The sequence below is a fragment of the Microcoleus sp. Pol12B3 genome (assembly GCF_036701355.1).
Taxonomy (GTDB): Bacteria; Cyanobacteriota; Cyanobacteriia; order Cyanobacteriales; family Microcoleaceae; genus Microcoleus.
The window spans coordinates 1-19681 of the sequence record NZ_JAUBQS010000051.1; the positions used below are offsets into that span (position 1 = coordinate 1).

General features: G+C 45.7%; 19 protein-coding genes. 7 read left to right on the plus strand and 12 right to left on the minus strand.

Annotated elements, in window-relative coordinates; all coding sequences use genetic code 11:
- Positions 1-170: 170 nt before the first annotated feature.
- Positions 171-1412 carry an AIPR family protein gene (locus QUA53_RS21775; protein WP_333099800.1) on the minus strand — a complete coding sequence of 414 codons (1242 nt, stop codon included), beginning with the start codon at positions 1410-1412 and terminating at the stop codon, positions 171-173.
- Between the two features lie 99 nt (positions 1413-1511).
- Here QUA53_RS21775 and QUA53_RS21780 point away from each other — a divergent pair, with 99 nt between their 5' ends.
- The gene (locus QUA53_RS21780; protein ID WP_333099799.1) at positions 1512-1850 is read left to right on the plus strand and encodes an NACHT C-terminal alpha/beta 1 domain-containing protein; all 339 of its coding nucleotides are present in this window, start codon (positions 1512-1514) and stop codon (positions 1848-1850) included.
- 29 nt (positions 1851-1879) lie between these two features.
- On the opposite strand, the gene QUA53_RS21785 is transcribed toward QUA53_RS21780, so the two are convergent.
- From QUA53_RS21785 to QUA53_RS21800, 4 genes are all read right to left on the minus strand, one after another.
- A complete protein-coding gene (locus QUA53_RS21785) occupies positions 1880-2227 on the minus strand; it encodes a hypothetical protein (RefSeq protein ID WP_333099798.1) in 348 nt (115 codons plus the stop codon).
- A gap of 93 nt (positions 2228-2320) precedes the next feature.
- The gene (locus QUA53_RS21790) at positions 2321-4729 is read right to left on the minus strand and encodes an EF-hand domain-containing protein (protein ID WP_333099796.1); all 2409 of its coding nucleotides are present in this window, start codon (positions 4727-4729) and stop codon (positions 2321-2323) included.
- 151 nt (positions 4730-4880) lie between these two features.
- Positions 4881-5531 (minus strand): RNA ligase family protein, encoded by a 651-nt coding sequence (locus QUA53_RS21795; RefSeq protein ID WP_333099794.1) that lies wholly within the window; start codon positions 5529-5531, stop codon positions 4881-4883.
- A gap of 232 nt (positions 5532-5763) precedes the next feature.
- The gene (locus QUA53_RS21800) at positions 5764-7008 is read right to left on the minus strand and encodes an HhoA/HhoB/HtrA family serine endopeptidase (RefSeq protein WP_333099793.1); all 1245 of its coding nucleotides are present in this window, start codon (positions 7006-7008) and stop codon (positions 5764-5766) included.
- A gap of 177 nt (positions 7009-7185) precedes the next feature.
- Between QUA53_RS21800 and QUA53_RS21805 the strand changes: the two genes are divergently transcribed.
- Positions 7186-7539 carry a metal-sensing transcriptional repressor gene (locus QUA53_RS21805; RefSeq protein WP_242723064.1) on the plus strand — a complete coding sequence of 118 codons (354 nt, stop codon included), beginning with the start codon at positions 7186-7188 and terminating at the stop codon, positions 7537-7539.
- A gap of 302 nt (positions 7540-7841) precedes the next feature.
- Here the strand turns inward: QUA53_RS21805 and QUA53_RS21810 are convergent, their stop codons facing one another.
- Positions 7842-8279 carry a helix-turn-helix domain-containing protein gene (locus QUA53_RS21810; protein WP_333056815.1) on the minus strand — a complete coding sequence of 146 codons (438 nt, stop codon included), beginning with the start codon at positions 8277-8279 and terminating at the stop codon, positions 7842-7844.
- Positions 8280-8710: 431 nt separating this feature from the next.
- Between QUA53_RS21810 and QUA53_RS21815 the strand changes: the two genes are divergently transcribed.
- The 5 genes from QUA53_RS21815 (at position 8711) to QUA53_RS21835 (ending at position 12976) form a co-directional block, all read left to right on the plus strand.
- Complete coding sequence (locus QUA53_RS21815; protein WP_333099792.1) at positions 8711-8833, plus strand: hypothetical protein; 123 nt, start codon at positions 8711-8713, stop codon at positions 8831-8833.
- 528 nt (positions 8834-9361) lie between these two features.
- Complete coding sequence (locus QUA53_RS21820) at positions 9362-10006, plus strand: pentapeptide repeat-containing protein (RefSeq protein ID WP_190734746.1); 645 nt, start codon at positions 9362-9364, stop codon at positions 10004-10006.
- A 260-nt stretch (positions 10007-10266) separates the two neighbouring features.
- The gene (locus QUA53_RS21825) at positions 10267-11043 is read left to right on the plus strand and encodes a pentapeptide repeat-containing protein (protein ID WP_333099791.1); all 777 of its coding nucleotides are present in this window, start codon (positions 10267-10269) and stop codon (positions 11041-11043) included.
- Between the two features lie 179 nt (positions 11044-11222).
- Positions 11223-12371: an AAA family ATPase gene (locus QUA53_RS21830; protein ID WP_333099790.1), complete on the plus strand. Its 1149-nt coding sequence runs from the start codon at positions 11223-11225 to the stop codon at positions 12369-12371.
- Positions 12368-12976, plus strand: a complete 609-nt coding sequence (locus QUA53_RS21835; RefSeq protein ID WP_333099789.1) for a DUF4276 family protein — start codon at positions 12368-12370, stop codon at positions 12974-12976. The genes QUA53_RS21830 and QUA53_RS21835 overlap by 4 nt, the downstream gene beginning before the upstream one ends.
- A 72-nt stretch (positions 12977-13048) precedes the next feature.
- Here the strand turns inward: QUA53_RS21835 and QUA53_RS21840 are convergent, their stop codons facing one another.
- From QUA53_RS21840 to msrB, 6 genes are all read right to left on the minus strand, one after another.
- The gene (locus QUA53_RS21840; protein ID WP_333099788.1) at positions 13049-16054 is read right to left on the minus strand and encodes a GAF domain-containing protein; all 3006 of its coding nucleotides are present in this window, start codon (positions 16052-16054) and stop codon (positions 13049-13051) included.
- Between the two features lie 371 nt (positions 16055-16425).
- A complete protein-coding gene (locus QUA53_RS21845) occupies positions 16426-16878 on the minus strand; it encodes an NADAR family protein (protein WP_333076366.1) in 453 nt (150 codons plus the stop codon).
- A 666-nt stretch (positions 16879-17544) separates the two neighbouring features.
- A complete protein-coding gene (locus QUA53_RS29320; RefSeq protein ID WP_445304977.1) occupies positions 17545-17682 on the minus strand; it encodes an NAD(P)-binding protein in 138 nt (45 codons plus the stop codon).
- Between the two features lie 187 nt (positions 17683-17869).
- Positions 17870-18418, minus strand: coding sequence for a ribosome recycling factor (gene frr, locus QUA53_RS21850; protein ID WP_333034638.1), 549 nt, complete (start codon positions 18416-18418; stop codon positions 17870-17872).
- Complete coding sequence (gene pyrH / locus QUA53_RS21855; RefSeq protein WP_071884014.1) at positions 18405-19133, minus strand: UMP kinase; 729 nt, start codon at positions 19131-19133, stop codon at positions 18405-18407. The genes frr and pyrH overlap by 14 nt, the downstream gene beginning before the upstream one ends.
- A gap of 131 nt (positions 19134-19264) precedes the next feature.
- Positions 19265-19663 (minus strand): peptide-methionine (R)-S-oxide reductase MsrB, encoded by a 399-nt coding sequence (gene msrB / locus QUA53_RS21860; RefSeq protein WP_333099787.1) that lies wholly within the window; start codon positions 19661-19663, stop codon positions 19265-19267.
- Positions 19664-19681: the final 18 nt, after the last annotated feature.

The window sequence follows — 19681 nt, forward strand, 5'->3', positions numbered from 1 at the left end:
CAGCAATCGTTTGGGGGTTTTGTGTTGCCGAATCTATCTTCCTTTCTCTCTGCTTAAATATCTGCGGAATGTGGGTTGTAAGTATTTCTCCTCGTTTAACGCCTAGTCTTTATTCAAAGAAAAGCCCTGATTTTATCAGGGCTTCCAATGAGTAGAAGGGCTAAAAAGGCTTAACCAGCTTGCGGTTGCCACTTACCACGCTCTGCTAAGGCAATAGTAATGATGTTGTAGCAACCACGATAAGCAGCTTCCTTGCGTCCAACCTCCGCAGGTTTTCCCTTATTATCGGAATACTCCTGTTTAACAACAGCAGCTAGCTCCTTACCGTACTCTTTCAACAAACTCTCTGGATCTTCAAGCCATTCAAATTGTCCATTTTTCCATGCTTCAGGACAAACATTTGCCCTGAAAGATGCAACAAGGGGGTACGTAAATCCCAAAGGCAGTTCTGCTAATTCCCCTGAGATGAAATAGCCGTCTCGCTTGTTGATCTCGGAACCAATCCGCTTGTCCTTCGGGCGATTGCTTTTTTTGATTCTGCCCAAGTCTGGAGCCAAAAACTGTTGTACCCGTTCAGAAAATGCCAGAATCTCATGCAGTTTGGGCAAAATCCTCCCAAATGCAGAATCAGAACTGTTAATGTCATCTAGAAAGGTATCAAGAACTGCCTTTCGATGTCCAAACAACCCATAAGGATGTGTGCGTCGGTTAGGATACTTGTTGAGATTGAACAAACTGCACAGAGTCAGGACTTCAACAACATCTACATTGCCAGTATGACCTTGTTGATATGCGATTTGATCGGCCCCGCGCTTATCCTTCAAGACTTCCTTGATCTGATCAAAGGAGCCTTTCAGGTTTTCTAGGCTAGGATCGTCAACTTGAAGGCTGCGGTTTAACCCCTCTGCCATGTCTGCAATCATGTCAATATCAACTTCATCTTTAAGCTGATAGATATGAAGGCGTACATAGGCAGCACTTGCAGAGGAACTGCTGTCTCGCGCTTCGCTCGCTTCGAGGATAGCCCTGAGAGTGTGTCCTCCATTTATGACCCCGTGGCGCTTCTTATCAGTCAGAATTAGAGTCAATAGCCCATTGCCACCAGGCTGCTTTTGGTGTATAGCCGAATCCACACTGATATAGATTCCTTGATTCTTTAGGGCAAACCTCTCAGGTTCTTCTTGCAGCGTCTTGACAATCGCTTTAGCTACAGTTCCGGCTAGCTTGTTTTTGCTGGTAAACTTTGGAATCCTTGGATTAACCTCAAGCCATTCCCGCAATTCACCAGGAAGAGAATTAACATCAACGAAACAGTCTGAAAGCACAACAGCCTTCCTGTCAAGACCTTGAACAGGAACGGGCTGCGAACGAAACTCTTCTAGCGGAAGAGAGAATTCAAAAGTCTCTTTCATTTTTTTACTTGTGTAGTGGGCACAACCCGCTACCTAAAAAACCGGCGCTGAACGTCTGCTCAGAACCTTATGTAGGGGTATAGCACAATCTCAGCAAAGATGTCAAGCACTCATTGTCCTCCCCTAGAAAGCCTAGCCTGTGCTAATCCAGACTGCGTTCTCTACACTCAAGTCGGTCAATCCAACCTCACCGACCTGGAAATTTACTCTCGACTCTTAGACTGGGAGAAACGCCCCATCCTCATTTTCTACGAAAACGCGATCGCCGCTACCCAAGGTTTTAGCCAAACTTTTCTGGATGCCCTCACACGCTTTGACGCTACAATCTGCCTCATCACCGACTCACCCCATCCCATCATTCCCACTTTCTCAACTCAACACCCCCACCCGATCCAATCTATACTTACCTGGCTGCAACGCACCATATTACAAAACTAGCCGATAAAAGTTACTCTTCAGATTTGATATTACTCCCAGTAATTTGCCCAATCCTCCTTAAAAGCTTCCCGTAATCTCTGCATATACGCATCAGTCTTAATCTTCACCATCCACAGATTATTAGAAGTGCGGCCTCCCTTGCACACAACACCTTCATCCACACCGTATTTCCCCTTGCGAAGGTCATCCATAAACTTGCCCGTCAGTTTGCCGCGATAAATCACTCGCGCAATATTTAATTTACCAAAATCCTGAATAAATCGATCGGGAACAACCATACCGCCCTCAGTTTCCACATCAAAAAGCACCAGTTGTTTGCGATCGCCCTTTTTGTGCATTCCGGCCAACGAATTAGCACCCAAAAACTCTGTAAACACAGTAATTTCAGCACAGTCATACTGTTCGTTCTCTCGAAATTTTGAAGGGGTAAAAAGTTAAGCTTTTAAACTTAACTTTTTACTGACTGATATCTAAGCAACCTCTACGAACACACCGCTGCGAGCAAACTCCTCTTCTTCAGGACTAAAGACTGGAGCTTGATCCACAAGGTCAGGGTCAAAGTAATATGTCTCTTGTAGGAATTGTCCGGTGACGATCGCCTCCTCCAACTCCTTGATGTAATCTTGGGCAACTAAGCACGCCTCCTTGATGCCTTCCTCATCCCTCTTATCCAACAGCTTTTGCAATGTTGCTCTCACCCCTGTCAGTCGTGCCGCGGGCTTGAGCATACCGTAGAGGCGGTACATCCGATCGGTGGCAATGCTAATGTGTTTGAGGGCTTTGGCTCGTGCTAGCTCAGAGTCAATGCTGGGCCAATAACGAGTGGTATAAAATGCTTTCTCATCCTTGTGATACCACTCCTCCGATCGCGCAATTGATGAGGAGACAGTATTGTGCAGCTTCCAGAAGAATAAGCGCAAGGAAGCGCCATCTACTACGGTGGACAACTTCGCCTCCATTGATACCTCAAAGTTATTCAGACGCGGATCGCGCCCAAGCACGAGGTACTCCACAGGGTACATTTCCACCTCTTTATTCTGCACCACGTAGGCGTTGAGGTGGTGGCGGCAGTAGGGGCAGGGATACATAGTGGCAAACAGCTTGAAGAAGTCCTTGAAGACGGCCACCAGACTTTTTTGCTGTTGGGAGGTCTTGGTAGAGACGATTTCAGCCGTAGTGTGGAAGAAACGCCACACCGCAGGGCCAATATAGTAAGGGAAGCTGACGCGCATTTGTGAATTCTTTATTTCACTGCGATCAATATAAACGTCAATGAACGATACATATTGCGAGAGTTCGCCAGACTCGCGCCCAAACTCCAAGCGTTCCCGCCGTTTCTGTACCCCATTCAGGTAGTTGTGCGTCAAGCGCCATGCCTGTTGAAGCATCAACTTCTGTTTTGGAGCGCATTTGGGAAAGCCTTCTGCAACATCCGCCCCATAGCGCCCAAATTCCCCTGACGCCTTGGTGGCTTCGTACCACTGGTTTAAAGCCGCTTCGTCAGGCACCGTGTTGAAGGGGATGTCTGCTGCTGTGCTGACGCTGAAGGCAGCTAGCAGCTTCGGCATAAAGTCTTCATACCAATAGGCGACTGGCATCATCGCACCATCGATTTCTTCTGAGGCATCCGAGAGGATGACGCGGTTCCACTTCTTCAGGTACTCTTTGGGATCTCCCTCAGATTTGGCTGGTGGCGGTGCCATTTCCTCACTCAGTTCCATTTTTCTCAATCGGTTGAGTTCGTTGATGGCAAGCACACCCTCGGCGATGTCACGCAAGTTGAGACTTTTCTTCTTGATGGTGATGGCAAACTCGACTCCTGCGGCAAACTTTTCCTTGGCAGTTGCAGACTTACCCCGCGCCTCCAACATGGCTTTTTGTTCTGCCAACATTTCTGGAGTTTTTTCTATAGTCTTCCAGTTTTTGATGCGATCTTGCAGTCGGGCATATTCATCTTCGAGCGATTTAACTACTGCATCCAGTACAGGGTTGCACGCCGACTCTACTACACCCAATCCTTTATAAAGCCCGATCGCACATCTGACAAATTGCACAAAATCAGCGATTCTGTATGGCAAGTTTCTCACGCGCAGGTGAGTCTCGTGGTTGGCCGAGAAACTCTCGCGGAAGCAGCGGTAGGCTGCTCCCTGGATCAGACGAAACAAACCAATCTGCATCTGCAAGCGGGACGTACCGCGCTTCTTCTCAGCTTGTGGGTGTTGGGCGAGTAGTTCTTTTAGGCGCGCTATTTCTGGATTGCTATCGGTGGGTGCTTCTTCTAGATTAGGTTCAATAGTGGCAGAAGCTGCCTCATTGATAGCAGTTGCTGTAGTTGCGATCGCAGCCGCTGTACTGTCTGAAATCTCCGTTGTCTGTGTACTGACAACCGGAACCGGCGAGTCTTGATATCCTGTTGCGATCTCGGACTCATCCGGTACCAGTTTGCAGAATTCCTTAAAGTCAATTGAGGCATCGCCGTCATGGTCTACCTCTTTGATGATCTCATCGAGTTCTTGGTCTGTCAGCCCAAATTGGCTCATCACGCCGTGCAGCTCGTCTCTGGTGATTTGACCGCTACCGTTTTCATCAAATACACTAAATGCCAGTTTGAGACGACTCTGGCGATCGCCCTGCTGGGACACCATCAGCATTTTGAATTCATCAAAATCGATACTGCCCGACAAGTCTACGTCCACTTCTTTGATCATGTCGCGCAGCTCGGTTTCGTTAGGACTCTGGCCTAGCGATCGCATCACTTGACCCAGTTCTTCTGATGAAATAGCACCGCTCCCGTCCGCGTCAAATACTTTGAAGGCTTCCCATAACTTTGCCACATCTTCTTCAGTCATGGCTTTTTTTTCAAGCTGCACAGATGTCATAACTAAATTTTCCTTGAGTTTTTTATTGGCTGTCTATTGATATGACCAATATACTTTAATTCCTCATGACTTACGCAACGGTATTGTCAACCCAAGGGGATTGCCGATATCTTCCACTTTGGCTTGTGACAGTTGATCTATAAGTTTGATATTACTCCCAGTATTTTTCCCAATCATCCTTAAAAGCTTCCTGCAATCTCTGCATATATGCATCAGTCTTAATCTTCACCATCCACAGATTATTACCATTGCTGCCTCCCTTGCACACAACACCTTCATCCACACCGTATTTCCCCTGGCGAATATCATCCATAAACTTCCCCGTCAGTTTGCCGCGATAAATCACTCGCGCAATATTTAATTTACCAAAATCTTGAATAAACCGATCGGGAACAACCATACCGCCCTCGGTTTCCACATCAAAAATCACCAGTTGTTTGCGATCGTCCTTTTGGTGCATTCCGGCAAACGAGTTAGCACCAAAAAACTCTGTAAACACAGTAATTTCAGCGCAGTGATACTGTTCGTTCTCTCGAAATATAGACTCTAAGGGACTAGCCAAGTCTCTTTTAAATATTTCCGGTGCTGCTTCTAAACCTGGATGTGCAGCATTAAATTCTGCAATTCCCATCTCATCCAAATCAAATCTATTGCGGCGCGTACCAAAAGCATACCAACCAAGTTCAACTTCCCAAACCCAATGCAAATTATTGCCATCGTATTTCTCAAAAGCTATACATTGTTCATTAGGGCAATTTTTACTATCGGGAATTTTGGGATAGGCAAGTTGAACACGTGTCATATAAATCACCAATAATAAAACTGGTTTGTAGTGAGGATTTTAGTCGCTATTAAGCTGTGCTTTAAATTGCATGGTAAAAGAGTTTTTTACTCTTGTGAGGTGGGCAGGAGAGCCCGCACTCAACATACAATTTAATTGCACAAAAGCTTACCTAAAAATATTAAGATTTGACTAAAATCCTCACTACAAACTTTATGTGGTTTTTAACAGTTTCCCCCCTTCCCCTTCACTTTTAAAAATCCATAAGTTGAGCAGTTTGAACGGCTACTTCTTTAATCTGGGAACCGCGGCGCACTTTCAGTTTCAGAATTTGACCGATTTCGCTGTTGTCCACCAAACTTTGCAACTGTTCGGCCTCAGTCACTCCCTCACCGTCAATTTGAACTATCACATCGCCTTTGCGAAGGCCTGCTTTCTCAGCAGGGGTGTTGGGCACAACTCGCATTACTAACACTCCCTTAACTTCCGGGACAATCAAAGGAGCATTGGGGTCAGAATTATTCTCTCTGGCCATTTCAGGAGTCAAAGCAATCATCTGAATTCCCAAAAACGGATGGCTGACTTGTTCTCCCTTGGCTAACTGCGCGTAGATGGCCTTAGCTTTGTCGATCGGAATCGCAAAGCCTATACCCATTGCATCAGCTCGAATCGCCGTGTTGATGCCAATCACTTCTCCTCTGCTGTTTAACAGCGGGCCGCCGGAATTGCCGGGATTGATGGCGGCGTCGGTTTGAATGAAATCGAGCCGCTTGTCGGGAATGCCGACGGCTGCACTGGAGCGTTTGAGGGTGCTGATAATGCCCAAGGTGACGGTGTTGTCAAATCCCAGGGGGTTCCCCACGGCGATCGCCCAATCTCCCACTTTCACCGCGTCGGAATCTCCCAAGGTGGCAGTCGGCAAGTCTAATTGCTTAGTATTAATTTTGACAACAGCCAAATCTGTTACTTCGTCAGTACCTTGCACTTCTCCTGGAAATGTCCTGCCGTCGTTTAAGGTGACAGTCACTCGATCGGCTTTGTCAACTACGTGAGCGTTGGTTAAAACAATCCCGCTTTTGTCAATGATGAAGCCGGAACCTTGACCGCGTAAGTGTTCTTGTCTGGGGGTCATGCTGCGTAAATCTTCTCCCAAAAATCTACGGAAGAAGGGGTCTTCCATTAAGGGGTCAAGGTTGCGACTGACAGTGCGCTCGGTATCAATGCGGACAACTGCCGGCCCAACTCGATCGACAGCCGCCGTCACAAAACTGCCGGTATCCCCTGGGAGTTCAGGACTCCGCAGCGCTAACAGTTGCGGATTCGCAGCGGTGGCTGTGGAATTCTGGAACTGTAAGTTGGGCGGATTGCTGCCATCAACGGCGGCAGCGGGTGCAGCATTGATTGTTAAAGCACTCAGGGCGATCGTCATTCCTAAAATTAGTGCGAACCAACGAGCACCAGTTCGAGGTGCGGGGCGAAAAAACTTAAATAGTCGCATAGCGTCAATCTTTGTTAGTCTGGGTTAGTCTGGTAAACGTGTGCGATCGTGTGGACTCAATAATCTGCCACTATGAAGATCCTAAATATATTTTGACAGTTACAATACATGAGTCACCAGCCCGCACCAACTCAACATATTCTGAATTCTAACTTTTAAATTTCCTTCGTAACCCCAATGATTCTATCTGATACTTCTACTGACAAATCCTTGCCCTCAAATTCCCACCACCATCACGACGATAAATCAGCCCACCCTCACCATCACGATGAAGAATCGATGCGGCGGCTGGTAAATCGCTTGTCTCGGATTGAGGGACACGTCCGCGGCATTAAAACAATGGTACAAGAAAACCGTCCCTGTCCAGAAGTTCTCGTGCAAGTTGCTGCGGTTCGAGGCGCGCTCGATCGCGTGGCGAGAATCATTCTTGACGAACATTTAACTGAGTGCATTGCCAGAGCTGCTAAAGAAGGCAATATCGATACGGAAATCGAAGAGTTGAAAGCGGCTTTGGATCGGTTTTTACCTTAGCCTCTGCCAATTTTTACATCCATATAACAAAACCTGCAAATTAGACAAAAGTTGCAAGCTATGATTTATGCCTCCTTTTTTAAGCTAAGCATCTTTCAAAAACGTGGGAAAAAAATCAAATTTTCTCCCCCTCATCCTCATTGCCACAACACATAATTTAGATGCTCTGCAGTTTATGAGAGCGAGTTTTGTTAAAAAAGAATGAGTCTGGTTGGTCGTGACTGCGCAAGTCCTCCAAATCTTCAAAGGCTGATTGCAAACCATTAGATGAGCGGTGATTAATCCGACGTGTTATGAACTGTCTAGACTTTCGTCAGCTTGGCTTTGAGGTGGTATCTGACTGTTGCATAAACCGCTTTATAAGAAGCTTCAATGCTGTATTCCTGCTGCAACCATTCTTGAATTTCTCCATAGCTTTTAAAGCCTTTCTGGGGATCGCTGAGGCGCATTGCCAAACTAGCGCGGGCCAGAGGAGGAATGGCCGGCTTGCGGCCGCCGCTGTGCTTTGTTTCGAGGAGTCCTTCGAGTCCGTCAGAGCGGTACTTTCTCAGCCACCGCTGCACTGTAATTCGATTGACCCCGATTGTCATTGCCAATTCTTTAACTGTTTTAACATGACAAATTTTGAACAGGTAAAGTGCTTGAATTTTTTGAAAGCCGCTTGCCGTTTTTTGTTCAGTTAACAGGTTTTTTAGCTCTTCACTTGTCTCTGTGATGCTAAGTTTACATACTCCAGCCATATCAATTACCTCACGATTCGCGTTCTACAATACATTTTTTTGACAAGGGAGCAAAAGCTGCTCCTATCCTAAATGCTGACCTTTTGTTTGCCCTGAAGCAATACAAAAGTGATCGTTCTCATTAAACTTTTTCCTTCCTGGAGGCACTGGGACGCTCAGAAACCGGATTATTTTAACCTGGAGCAAGGTTGCAACGATTTTTTTTGTAAAAAACCCGGTTTCTGGGTCAGTTTTGTATTTGATGGACAAGCGTCATTGCTAATACTGATAGCCGTTAACCGATCGACAACATTAGCGGCAGTAGGTGACTCTTAAGGAATACCATTTATTCTCTTATTGTTAAACATCTATCATGGTTTTCCTGGTATTTATTGGTATTTTTTGCGAACGTATGAGCGATTTTTAGTCATTAGGTGCTAGCAAACAAGCGAATGTCTGTACACCAGCGATCGCATTTTTATACAGACATTCCCCTATTCCCCGAAGTGCATTTTTGGCATTCGCTTTGCGAAAAATCCTTAGATATCAGCACTCTCATCGGTCAGAGCGGGTAGCGCCGAGTGACGTTGCCACCGACTTTCTTGCGGCGGGCAAGTATCTGTGAAACTACTGGCTTTATCGCCAATTGAGTAAAACACGACGAGAGTGGCATTGTCAATTTCTCAGCATTACAGTATAAGTATCGGCTATTTTTGCCCGCCTGCTGTGATCGAAAGGGTGGTTTCTATGTGATCGTACTAACAGTGCCTTGTGATCTTGGTCACATTGCTACTCAGTAAGCTCAACTACCCACAAAAAGTTATGGGTTTGAGCGGAGTTTCCACGTAGAATCTTGGGGATTTAGTTACGAAGTGCGCTCAAACTTGCTGTTAAAATTTTTAAATATTATTTTTTTCCCAATGGGAAAAATAATGCAGCTTTGTGCTTCACCCTCACCAAACCATCTAATTTGTACTCAAACCTTGCATATTGAGGGAAGTTTCAGGCTGGGTGTGAATATTTCAGAATCTAAAATTGCAGAACATCCGGTGCAACCAGCTTGCTGACAGTATTCTTCATTTAAAAGGTGTAGAGAAGCCACAATGAACGTTGACGAACTGCTCAAGCTATACGCAATAGGAGAAAGAAATTTTAGCGGGGTCTACCTGCACGAGGTCTACCTCTACGAAGCAGAATTGATTGGAGCCAATCTGTATGAAGCCGACCTGATTGGAGCCAATCTCAGCAAAGCGAAACTCAACAGAGTCAACTTTGGCAAAGCCAATTTGTGCAAAATTAATTTGAGAAGAGCAGACTTAGGTGGAGCGGACCTCACAGAAGCACTTTTAGTTGAAGCTAACCTGAATCGAGCTGAGTTGATGGGAGCAAACCTCAGCAAAGCAGACTTGAGCGGAGCTTCCCTGATCCAAGCAACTTTAATTGGAGCCAACATATCTCGCGCCACACTTAGCCGTGCAGACTTGCACGGAGTAAATCTTTACGGGGTAAACTTGCGTAGGGCGGTGCTCACAGAATGCGATTTAATTGGCGCAAACTTGAGCAAAGTAGACCTTAGCGGAGCCGACTTAATGGGGGCGAGTTTAATTAGGGCAGACTTGACTGAAGCGATTTTAAGTGCGTCAGACTTAAGCGGAGCAAACCTGTTGGGAGCAAACCTTACAAAAGTTAACCTGAGCGGAGTATATCTTAAGGGTACAACGATGCCCGACGGCACGATTCACGACTAATTTATTTGTTAATTTTTATGGTTGCCGAGAACAGCGGCTAAAGGGTAATGAAGTTTTCATTACCCTAATTTATTGGCAGCGAAGTGTTTATTTGACACTCAGGTAAGGCCGAGAACTTCAATGTAGGGTGCTGATGGCGTACAGAACTCCTAGATAGGGCGAGTCAAAAGATTTGTTGGGTGAACTTGTGTTATGGTGATTTTCAATTGCTTCGAGAAAAGCTATTTTAGATTTAATATTTTGGATTTTGGACGGTTAAAATGAAACTCAGAATCCTCGCTGCTGTAACGCTGCTGAGCTCGATCGCCCCGATCGCTCCTGCACCCGCCGAGAACATCCAACACACGCAACAATTACTCGCCACCCGACAGTGCCCCAACTGCGAACTCAGCAGTGCAGGCTTGGTTTTAGCCAATTTAACAGGAGCCAATCTCAAAGGTGCTGACTTGAGGTTGGCTAACCTCAGCCGAGCCAACCTGACCGGGGCTGACCTCAGCGGTGCGAACCTCAGCGGCACCAGCCTGTTTGGCGTCAACCTGACAGGGGCAAACCTCAGCGGAGCTAACCTCAGCGGTGCTGACTTGAGAAGTGCCTATCTCAGCGACGCCAATTTGCAAGGCGCCAATTTAAATAACGCGCAACTGCTCGGAGTTAGAGGAATGCCAACCAATATAGGCACCGCTGAAGACTTCTACCGCTTGGGAGTGCTGGAAGCTCAAGCAGGAAACTACAGAAACGCCATTGATTATTACAATCAAGCGCTGAATCTGAAATCGGATTTAGCAGCCGTTTATTTTGCGCGCAGTATGTCTCGCGCTGACTTGGGAGACTTCACCGGCGCGACTCAAGACGCCGATCGAGCAAACAAACTCTTTGCAGCTCAAGGAAATCCCCAAGGTCAGGATTTGTCAAAGCAGTTAGCCGAAGCCATTGTTGCGCGTCAAAAGCCTACGGAACCCCGCACGGGCGGCGGTGGCAACTTTATGAGTCTTCTCGGCTCGATCGGTTCTGTGCTGGTGAAGCTAATCTTGCCTTAAAGGCTTGTGAACGACATCGGTCTGCTCCAACGACTTTTCATGCTGCGTCAACCCAAGGGATGCAGACCGTTTCATACACCCATCTGGCTTTACTAAACCTCTAAAGTATCTAAGGCAGATATACTTAGCCTAGTCTCAATATATGTGTCTAGGCTAGTTTCACTATTTAAGGACAGAATATGAATAGATTTGAAAATATATCAGTAAGGGGTTTTCGGCGTCTTCAAAATATTGAGCTTGAGATGAGAAATCTCATCGTCATGATTGGTGCAAACGGAGCCGGAAAAACTTCTTTTTTAGATGTTCTTTCAATACTAGCCGCTTCAGCAAGTGGAAATTTACAGAATTTATTGCAACTTAAAGGTGGCTTAAATGAAATTTTGACCAGAGGTAAAGTACAAGAACTTGAAATTGAAATTTCAATGCAAGTGCCAAAGGAACAACCTTTGAAGTACAGCTTAACATTGTCACCTAAAGGTTTATCTTATGAAGTTAGAGACGAATCTTTAACACAGCAGAGAAATCCCCACAGAGCTGAACCATTCAAGTATATTGAATCACAAGGTTTGGATATTAAATATTCTCAAGAAGAAAGCAGAGGATTTGTGAGACCGAGTTGGGATCACAATCCTCTTGAAACATCCCTTTCTCAAGTTCCTAAAATGTATCGCGAACCAGAGAACCTGAGAAAGAGCCTTGCTTCTTGCACATATTATGGAGCACTCGATGTTTCAGAGAAAAGTCCAATTCGTCTACCTCAAGCAATGCGCCCTGCAAAGTTGCCTGGAGCAAGCGGTGAAAACCTGGTTTCCTGTCTTTATGACCTTCGGGAAACCGATCGAGACAGTTTTGAAATGGTTGAAAATATCATTTCTGCTGCCTTTCCAGATTTCGAGCGATTAAACTTTCCTCCGGTTGCCGCAGGAACTATGTCTATGACTTGGACAGATAGGAATTTTCCTCAGCCTTTCTATGTCCATGAGCTATCAGAAGGAACGCTGCGCTTCCTCTGGTTAGTTGCGCTCCTGCAAAGTCAAACTTTAACAACTATTACGTTGCTAGATGAACCCGAAGTTAGCCTACACCCGGAACTCTTAAGACACTTAGTTTATCTAATGAGAGAAGCTTCAAAACACACTCAACTGATAGTTGCCACACACTCAGATAGACTCATCAGATTTCTCGATCCAAGCGAGATTTTGGTCTGCGATTTGGAAGAAGGGGAGGCAAAAATGAGGTGGGGTGACACTTTTAACCTGGATAAATGGTTAGAAGATTACAGTCTTGACCAGGTTTGGGAAATGAATGTGATGGGTGGCCGTCCATGAGAATTGCTATTTTGGTTGAAGGTGCTACTGAAATGGCATTTAGAAAGAAGCTTCATGAGTTTCTGCAAAGTCGTTTAGAGCAAAAAATGCCCAGACTAGACTTTAAACCACAACATGGTGGAATTCCCAAGGAAGGGAAACTCAAGAAAATAGTTGAAACTCTCCTCGATAATGATGGCTATGATGCTGTAATTGCACTTACAGACGTTTATACCGGAAAACCGGACTTTAAAGACGCCAATGATGCTAAAGAGAAAATGAGGACATGGGTAGGTAAAAACCCAAAATTCTATCCTCACACAGCATCACATGATTTTGAAGCATGGCTTCTTCCCTACTGGACAACTATCCAGAAGCTAGCGAAACACAACCTTTCTGCTCCTAGCGGTTCGCCTGAAACAGTGAATCATCAAAAGCCACCTTACTATTGGATTAAGGAGATTTTTAGCTCTGGAAAACGCGGAAAAGACTATAACAAAGTGATTGATGGAATGGCTATTTTGAAAAACAACGATCTGATGATTGCGATTCAAGCTTGTCCAGAGCTAAAAGCTTTTGTGAATCGAATTATCTCTCTCTGCGATGAAGAGAAAATAATTTCTTGATGCCCGATGTTATAGTCCCGACTTATTAAAGAAGTCGGGACTCTGGGTGGTGAGTTTTTTAGGTTGTTCTACCTAATTCAGGGGAATCTCGATCCAGAACTCTGTACCATGACCGGGTACAGAAACACACTTTAGTACGCCTTGGTGTTTCTCAACTACAATTTGGTAACTGATAGACAGTCCTAAACCCGTGCCCCGACCTACGGGTTTAGTAGTAAAAAACGGATTAAATATGTGAGAGATTAACTCTTGTGGGATGCCGTGACCATTGTCGGCAATGCAAATTCCTACCGTTTTTTCATTGATTAATTCAGTGCGAATCCGGATGCAAGGGGATGGAAAATCAGGAATCAAACACTCGGTGGTCGCATTTATATCTCCTGACTCGATAGGCAGTATTTGTGAGCTTAAATGTGTTGCCGCTGCACTTGTCGCTTTCAAGGGAAGATTCATCCCTAGATCTTTTTTTCCCATTTCTAGGGCGTCAAGGGCATTACCGATCAGATTCATAAATACTTGATTGAGCGAGCTGGCATAGCATTCTATTAAGGGTAAATTGGCGTATTCTTTAATAATTTCTACGGTGTTGCGATCGGAATTGGCTTTGATCCGGTGCTGCAAAATCAACAGGGTACTGTCGATGCCCTCGTGAATGTCAACGGCTTTTTTCTCGGCTTGATCCGTCCTGGAAAAATTACGCAAAGATACAACTAACTGGCGGATTCGCTCAACTCCGACTGTCATGGAACCCAAAATTTTTGGCAAATCTTCGGCAAGAAATTCGATGTCGATTGCTTCGGAGCACTCGCTAATTTCTGGGTTGGGATTGGGGTAGTGCTGGCGGTAGAGTTCCACCAAGCAGAGCAAATCTTTGGTGTATTCGCTGGCGTGGGACAGATTGCCGTAGATAAAGTTAACGGGGTTATTGATTTCGTGGGCGACTCCGGCCAGAAGTTGTCCGAGACTGGACATTTTTTCGGTTTGAATCAGTTGGGCTTGGGTATTGTGCAGTTCTGTGACTGTTTTAGCTAGCTGTTCGGCTTTTAATCGATCGGCAGTTGCTGCATTGAGACTTTGTTGATAAAGTTCTGCTTGGTGAATGGCTATCGCAGCTTGAGCAGCTAAATGTTGCACCAATTCCTGTTCTGCTGTTTGCCAAACTCTCGGCCCCGAACACTGATGGGCAATCAACAACCCCCACAATTGGGAATCTTTGCCTCTCATCGGCACAATTAAACTTCCTCTCACCTGCAACTCTTCCAAAAATTCGCGGTGACAGGGTGTTAAATCCTCAGTATAAATATCATTAATTGCTCGCACCCGTCCGGCTCCATAAAAGCAGTCTGAGCCTTCGGGAAAGCATTCTTGTGGAGATGTGATACCTAAAATCGACCGCCACTGGCCGCAAACAGCTTCGACAACTACCTCGCCCTGTTTATCTGCTGCAAATTGGTAGATTACCGTGCGATCGGTATCCAACAAAACTCTGACTTCTCGCACAATAGTTTGCAGTATGATTTTTAAATCTAAGGTGCTGCGAATCTGGTCTCTAACTCGCGTCAATACTTTGGCAAAGTCCAAGGATTGTTGCAATTGAGCGGTGCGTTCTTGAACTTGGCGCTCCAAGTTGGCATTCAGGGTTTGCACTTCTTTATAAAGAACGTACTGCCCAATTGCCGAACAAAATTGGCTGCCTATAGCTAAAGCTTGCTCAATTTCATCGTACTTCCACTCGGGCGACTGACCTTTTTTTATTTCTCGCCAGAGTTCAAAGGATTGTCTGGGAAGGGTTTGTGCCACGCTGCTGTCAAACCGCCCCGCCCACATCTTTTCGGTATCTATTGCATTGCGAAAAATGGTCAAACAGCCGACTACTTGTTGTTGATAGTGGAGGGGAATTACCAGCAAACCCCTAATTTTCGTAGATTGGAAAGCGGGAATTAAAACTCTAAATAGAGGTTCTTTGTATAAGTCAATAATTATCAAAACTGGGAATTGACCCTTAGTAAAAGTTGAAATTTTGGGAAGTTCTTCACTATTTTTAAATCCTTTGGTTAGCCATTCCTGCCAGAGGGGATGAGCTTCGATAGCCTTAACTTTTTCCCAATTGGGAAGTGTCGGTTGTTCTCCTGTGGTGAACAGTTCAAACGTAGCATTACTGTGGGCGGGAGCAGTTGGCAATCCTCCCTCAATCTGGGGAGCGGATAACTTTTCACCGTTGATTTTCGGCAGGTTGAGATAGAGTCTGCCACCGCTGCCACCCAAAGCGGTGACGGTGGCTTCTAAACCTTGCTGCAGTTGAATGTTGACGTGACCGTACAACAGGCCTGCTATGCGGCTCACGGTAGCTTCGCGGGCGGCTTGAGAGCGGGTTTGCTGCAGGAGGAGCGCGTGGGCTATAGCGCTAGACAATTGATCTGATACGAGCTGAACTACTTCTAAATCTGCTGGTGAAATATTGAGGGTCGCAGAGTGGTGAGACACTAAAAGTCCCCACAGTTCGATGTGAATTTTTTGATTATTTCCTGGTTCGTATCGAGTCAGACACGTAGCCGCCTCGCAAATATCTGTTTTGCTGTTTTCCGACGCGATCCTGCGGTGCAAAATCGGCACGACTAAAGAAGATTGCACTCCCATTGCCATCAGGTAAGCTGTGTGGCAAGGATCGAGCGATCGGTAGTGCATCTCTTCCTTTACTAAAGGTTGACCGGTCTCTGCAGCATCTAGGGGACTCGTGACGATCGTTCCTGAGTTAACATCTATTATTGTCCGCTGGCGCAAAGCGACATACATCTCCCTGGCGCTCGCGGGAATGTCGTCTGCTGGAAAGTGCAGTCCTTTCAATGAAGGGAGACGGTTGTTATTAATTGACTCAGCGACAACTTCTCCACTTCCGTCGGCACTAAACCTATAAATCATAATGCGATCTGTTTTCAAAAAAGACCGCACTTCTGCTACCGTACTGGTTAAAATATCTTCTAATTCTAGAGATTGGCGAATGCGTTCTGTTATTCGCCGTATCAAAACTTCTCTGTCTAATTTATAATGTAATTCTTGCGTATTTTCTCTGAGTTGCATAAATCTCCTTTTGTACTTAATACAATGATCGTAAGAAGTTTTGAGGTGCTGCGGTCGCGAGCAAACTCAAATGCCTCACCCTGAGTTTTTGAGTCAACCGATCTGTACAATTAATGGGTAGCGCACTGTTGAGAGGCGACGGTGTATCGCCTCTGGCGCACTGGCGTAAGTAAAATCTGCGATCGCACCGGTTTAATCCTTGCCTTCAACAGGCAGAGCGAGTTAAGCAAATAATAATTATTATTTTAAGGCTCTTATAAATTTCTCGCAATCTTAAACTCTCACTATAAGAATTATTCATTGTTAGGATAACTTGACATTTGTTGTATAACTTCATATAATGATAATTAACGAAAGAATTTGACTCTCTATCAGCGCGCAAGGCGCTGACTAATTTCTTGGCGCACGCTCATCAGAATTTTACCCAAATTATTTTGACCGGTTCGATCGCAGCCACACCCCCAGTAGTAATCCGTTGGCGAATCCTCAACAATCACTCGATCCCCTGTGGCGAGGAGAATCGCTTGAATGTCTGTATGAGTGAGAAACTTAGTTAAAACTGCTTCGCGCATAATGGGAATTTTCACGGCTTCCCAATCAGCGCGAATCCGGTGGTTGGGATCGCGACCTAATTTAGCGGCTTCTTGAGGAGTTGCTACGGCTTGAATCGCCGCCACTAATCTTTTATCAGTGCTGACAAATTTTTGAGCTTGATAGTAATGTTCCACAGTCAACCAATATTGACCGTGCAGAGAAATGTCGTGTAGTGAAAAATTAGAAAAGCAGCCGTAAGGCTCCTCTACTTTATAAAAATAAATTATCATTAGATTTGAGATTTTATATTTTACAGGATGTAAGTAGAATGTAATTATTTAAGCTCGGCCTCAAGCACCTTACCGCGCTCTTAGTAACGTGTAAAACCACTTTTTGCCTCCAAGAGTATTTGAGATTGATTCTATAAGCAGCGCGGGGCTTGTATTAACAAATCCTCGTATCGACTTTATTTAAAATAGCATTTACGCTTTTGAAGCGAGTTTATTGGAAAAAATCGGGTTAAGGAACGAAAAATCTAGGAATCAACTGGCTTTCTGACGAATAGTGCGTAATGCCTATTTTTAAGTTAACGATTAAGAATTGGAAATCAAGAACAAGCAATGGGGATGTAAGAATATTTATTATTCCCTCTTCCTTCCTTCCAACACGGCATCAGCTTTTTAAAAGCGCGGTTAGCGAGAGCGGCATCAAGCAGTTCGCCACAGAAAGTTTTGCTCATCAACTGAGTAGGCCTCGGAAATTGGACGCCCGCTCTATAAGCAGCTCCTGTAAACTGATAAAAGGCTCTGGCCAAGCGACTGACCCAAACCATATCAGTGTTGCATTCTTGGGCGATCGATTGAGTGTACGGCTCCTTAGCGTTGTCGGCACCTGCCCGAGCTAGATCGAGCGCCTCAGCAGCCTTAAATCCGCTAACAATGGCAGGACAAATTACCTCACCGGACAGGGGGTCGGCGAGAGTGGCTGTGTCTCCGGCCAGCAGAGAATTTTGCTACAGAACGTCCCTGCTTTGCTAGGCGATAAGCTGCTGTGCTTCCTGCCGGGTCTGCACCGACAATAATGCAATCAAACATTTTGGGTAATGGGTAGCTGGTAATGGGTGATTGGTCATGGGACAGGAGGAATTGGTAAGTTAATGAGTGTTAAATCTTGAGTTTTTAACTCAGAACTCACAAATCATTAAGCGTCTGCTCGTTGTTCGCGGCCGGTTCTCGGCAACCTCAAAACTATTCCTATTCCCCCTGCCAAATTTCCGATTCCCTAAACAGTCGTGATATCTTTCTCTTTCGCTGCCAGAACTTCTTCTATTTTGCCAATGTACTTGTCCGTCAGCTTTTGAATTTTATCTTGCAAGTCCCGGGATTCATCTTTAGAGATATCGCTGCTTTTTTCCTGCTTGCGAATTGAGTCAACGGCATCGCGGCGGATATTGCGAATTGCAACTTTACCTTCTTCAGCAAACTTCCCGGCCATCTTGACAAATTCTTGGCGTCTGTCGCTCGTCAGCGGCGGAATGTTCAAGCGAATAACTGAACCGTCGTTGTTGGGAACGAGTCCTACATCGGACAGGGAAATTGCTTTTTCGATCGAGTTGAGCGCTGTACGATCGAACGGTTGAATGGTAATCGTAGTCGCATCCGGGGTGCCGATGTTGGCAAGGGATTTGATCGGAGTTGGAGAGCCGTAGTAGTCTACCATGACTCGATCGAGGAGAGAGGCGTTGGCCCGTCCCGTCCGAATAGTATTAAAAGACCGTTGAGTAGCCTCAACTGCCTTTTGCATATGATCTTCTGCGTCAGCTAACTTCACAAAAACCTCCGACAAGAGTTCCAATAGATTCTCCCATTACAGCTCGGTAGATGTTGCCCGACACCGAGAGGTCAAATACCATAATAGGAATATTATTTTCTTTGCAAAGGGCGATCGCCGTACTGTCCATCACCCGCAAATCTTGATTCAAGACGTGGGCATAGGTGAGGGTTTGATACCTGCGCGCGTTGGGGTTGAGGTGGGGGTCGGAATCGTACACCCCATCTACCTTAGTAGCTTTAAAAATCACCTCTGCATCAATTTCAGCCGCCCGCAAAGCGGCTGTAGTATCAGTAGTAAAAAAAGGGTTGCCAGAACCGGCACCAAAAATCACTACTCGTTTTTTTTCGAGGTGGCGAATTGCCCGCCGCCGGATGTAGGGTTCAGCTACTTCTTGCATGGCGATCGCCGATTGCACCCTCGTTGGCACTCCTGCTTGTTCCAGGGCATCCTGCAAAGTGATAGCATTCATCACCGTAGCAATCATGCCCACATAATCAGCCGTTGCCCGATCCATCCCTGCCGAAGCAGCTTTCACCCCGCGAAAAATGTTGCCGCCACCGACAACAATCGCGATTTGAATGCCTTGGGACACGACTTTGGCCACTTCCTGGGCGATCGACTGAACGACTACCGGATCGATGCCGTAGCCCAAGCTGCCCATCAGCGCTTCACCGCTGAGCTTCAGCAAAACTCGCTGATAAACCATCCCCATGCCGCCACTATTTTTTTACTCTTTTTGCCTCCACCATAAGATAGCAGTACGGGTGCATTTTGAACATCAATTACCCAGAACAGACCCAAAAGCCTGTTCCAGAACACTTGACTGAGAACGGTAGACTAAATTTAATCTTTGGGGACGAAATTAAGAGCTGCAGAATTCATGCAGTAACGTTGACCAGTAGGTTTGGGCCCGTCGTTAAATACGTGACCGAGATGAGCGTCGCAAACAGCGCACAGTACCTCTGTTCGGCGCATGAACAAGGTGTTATCCGACTCGCACTTGACATTTTCTTCGCTAACGGGAGCGTAGAAACTCGGCCAACCGGTACCGGAATCGTACTTTGTTTCTGATTTAAATAGCTCAGTGCCGCAGCAAATACACTTATAAGTTCCTGGTTTTTTGTTGTCGTGATATTCGCCGCTAAAAGCTCTTTCTGTTCCTTTTTTGCGGGTGACTTTAAACTGTTCTGGCGTGAGTTGTTGTTGCCATTCAGCGTCGGTTTTTTTAACTTTTTCAGTCATGATTAGAGGTGGGGTTAA

What these genes read in the sequence shown, in the direction of transcription:
- QUA53_RS21835 (WP_333099789.1), top strand. Translation starts at nt 12,368, where the DNA reads ATGAGAATTGCTATTTTGGTTGAAGGTGCTACTGAAATGGCATTTAGA.
- QUA53_RS21775 (WP_333099800.1), bottom strand. Translation starts at nt 1,412, where the DNA reads ATGAAAGAGACTTTTGAATTCTCTCTTCCGCTAGAAGAGTTTCGTTCG.
- QUA53_RS29320 (WP_445304977.1), bottom strand. Translation starts at nt 17,682, where the DNA reads ATGTTTGATTGCATTATTGTCGGTGCAGACCCGGCAGGAAGCACAGCA.
- QUA53_RS21840 (WP_333099788.1), bottom strand. Translation starts at nt 16,054, where the DNA reads ATGCAACTCAGAGAAAATACGCAAGAATTACATTATAAATTAGACAGA.
- QUA53_RS21810 (WP_333056815.1), bottom strand. Translation starts at nt 8,279, where the DNA reads ATGGCTGGAGTATGTAAACTTAGCATCACAGAGACAAGTGAAGAGCTA.
- QUA53_RS21825 (WP_333099791.1), top strand. Translation starts at nt 10,267, where the DNA reads ATGAAACTCAGAATCCTCGCTGCTGTAACGCTGCTGAGCTCGATCGCC.
- pyrH (WP_071884014.1), bottom strand. Translation starts at nt 19,133, where the DNA reads ATGGGGATGGTTTATCAGCGAGTTTTGCTGAAGCTCAGCGGTGAAGCG.
- QUA53_RS21790 (WP_333099796.1), bottom strand. Translation starts at nt 4,729, where the DNA reads ATGACATCTGTGCAGCTTGAAAAAAAAGCCATGACTGAAGAAGATGTG.
- QUA53_RS21820 (WP_190734746.1), top strand. Translation starts at nt 9,362, where the DNA reads ATGAACGTTGACGAACTGCTCAAGCTATACGCAATAGGAGAAAGAAAT.
- QUA53_RS21795 (WP_333099794.1), bottom strand. Translation starts at nt 5,531, where the DNA reads ATGACACGTGTTCAACTTGCCTATCCCAAAATTCCCGATAGTAAAAAT.
- msrB (WP_333099787.1), bottom strand. Translation starts at nt 19,663, where the DNA reads ATGACTGAAAAAGTTAAAAAAACCGACGCTGAATGGCAACAACAACTC.
- QUA53_RS21845 (WP_333076366.1), bottom strand. Translation starts at nt 16,878, where the DNA reads ATGATAATTTATTTTTATAAAGTAGAGGAGCCTTACGGCTGCTTTTCT.
- QUA53_RS21805 (WP_242723064.1), top strand. Translation starts at nt 7,186, where the DNA reads ATGATTCTATCTGATACTTCTACTGACAAATCCTTGCCCTCAAATTCC.
- QUA53_RS21800 (WP_333099793.1), bottom strand. Translation starts at nt 7,008, where the DNA reads ATGCGACTATTTAAGTTTTTTCGCCCCGCACCTCGAACTGGTGCTCGT.
- QUA53_RS21780 (WP_333099799.1), top strand. Translation starts at nt 1,512, where the DNA reads ATGTCAAGCACTCATTGTCCTCCCCTAGAAAGCCTAGCCTGTGCTAAT.
- QUA53_RS21815 (WP_333099792.1), top strand. Translation starts at nt 8,711, where the DNA reads ATGTCTGTACACCAGCGATCGCATTTTTATACAGACATTCCCCTATTC.
- QUA53_RS21830 (WP_333099790.1), top strand. Translation starts at nt 11,223, where the DNA reads ATGAATAGATTTGAAAATATATCAGTAAGGGGTTTTCGGCGTCTTCAA.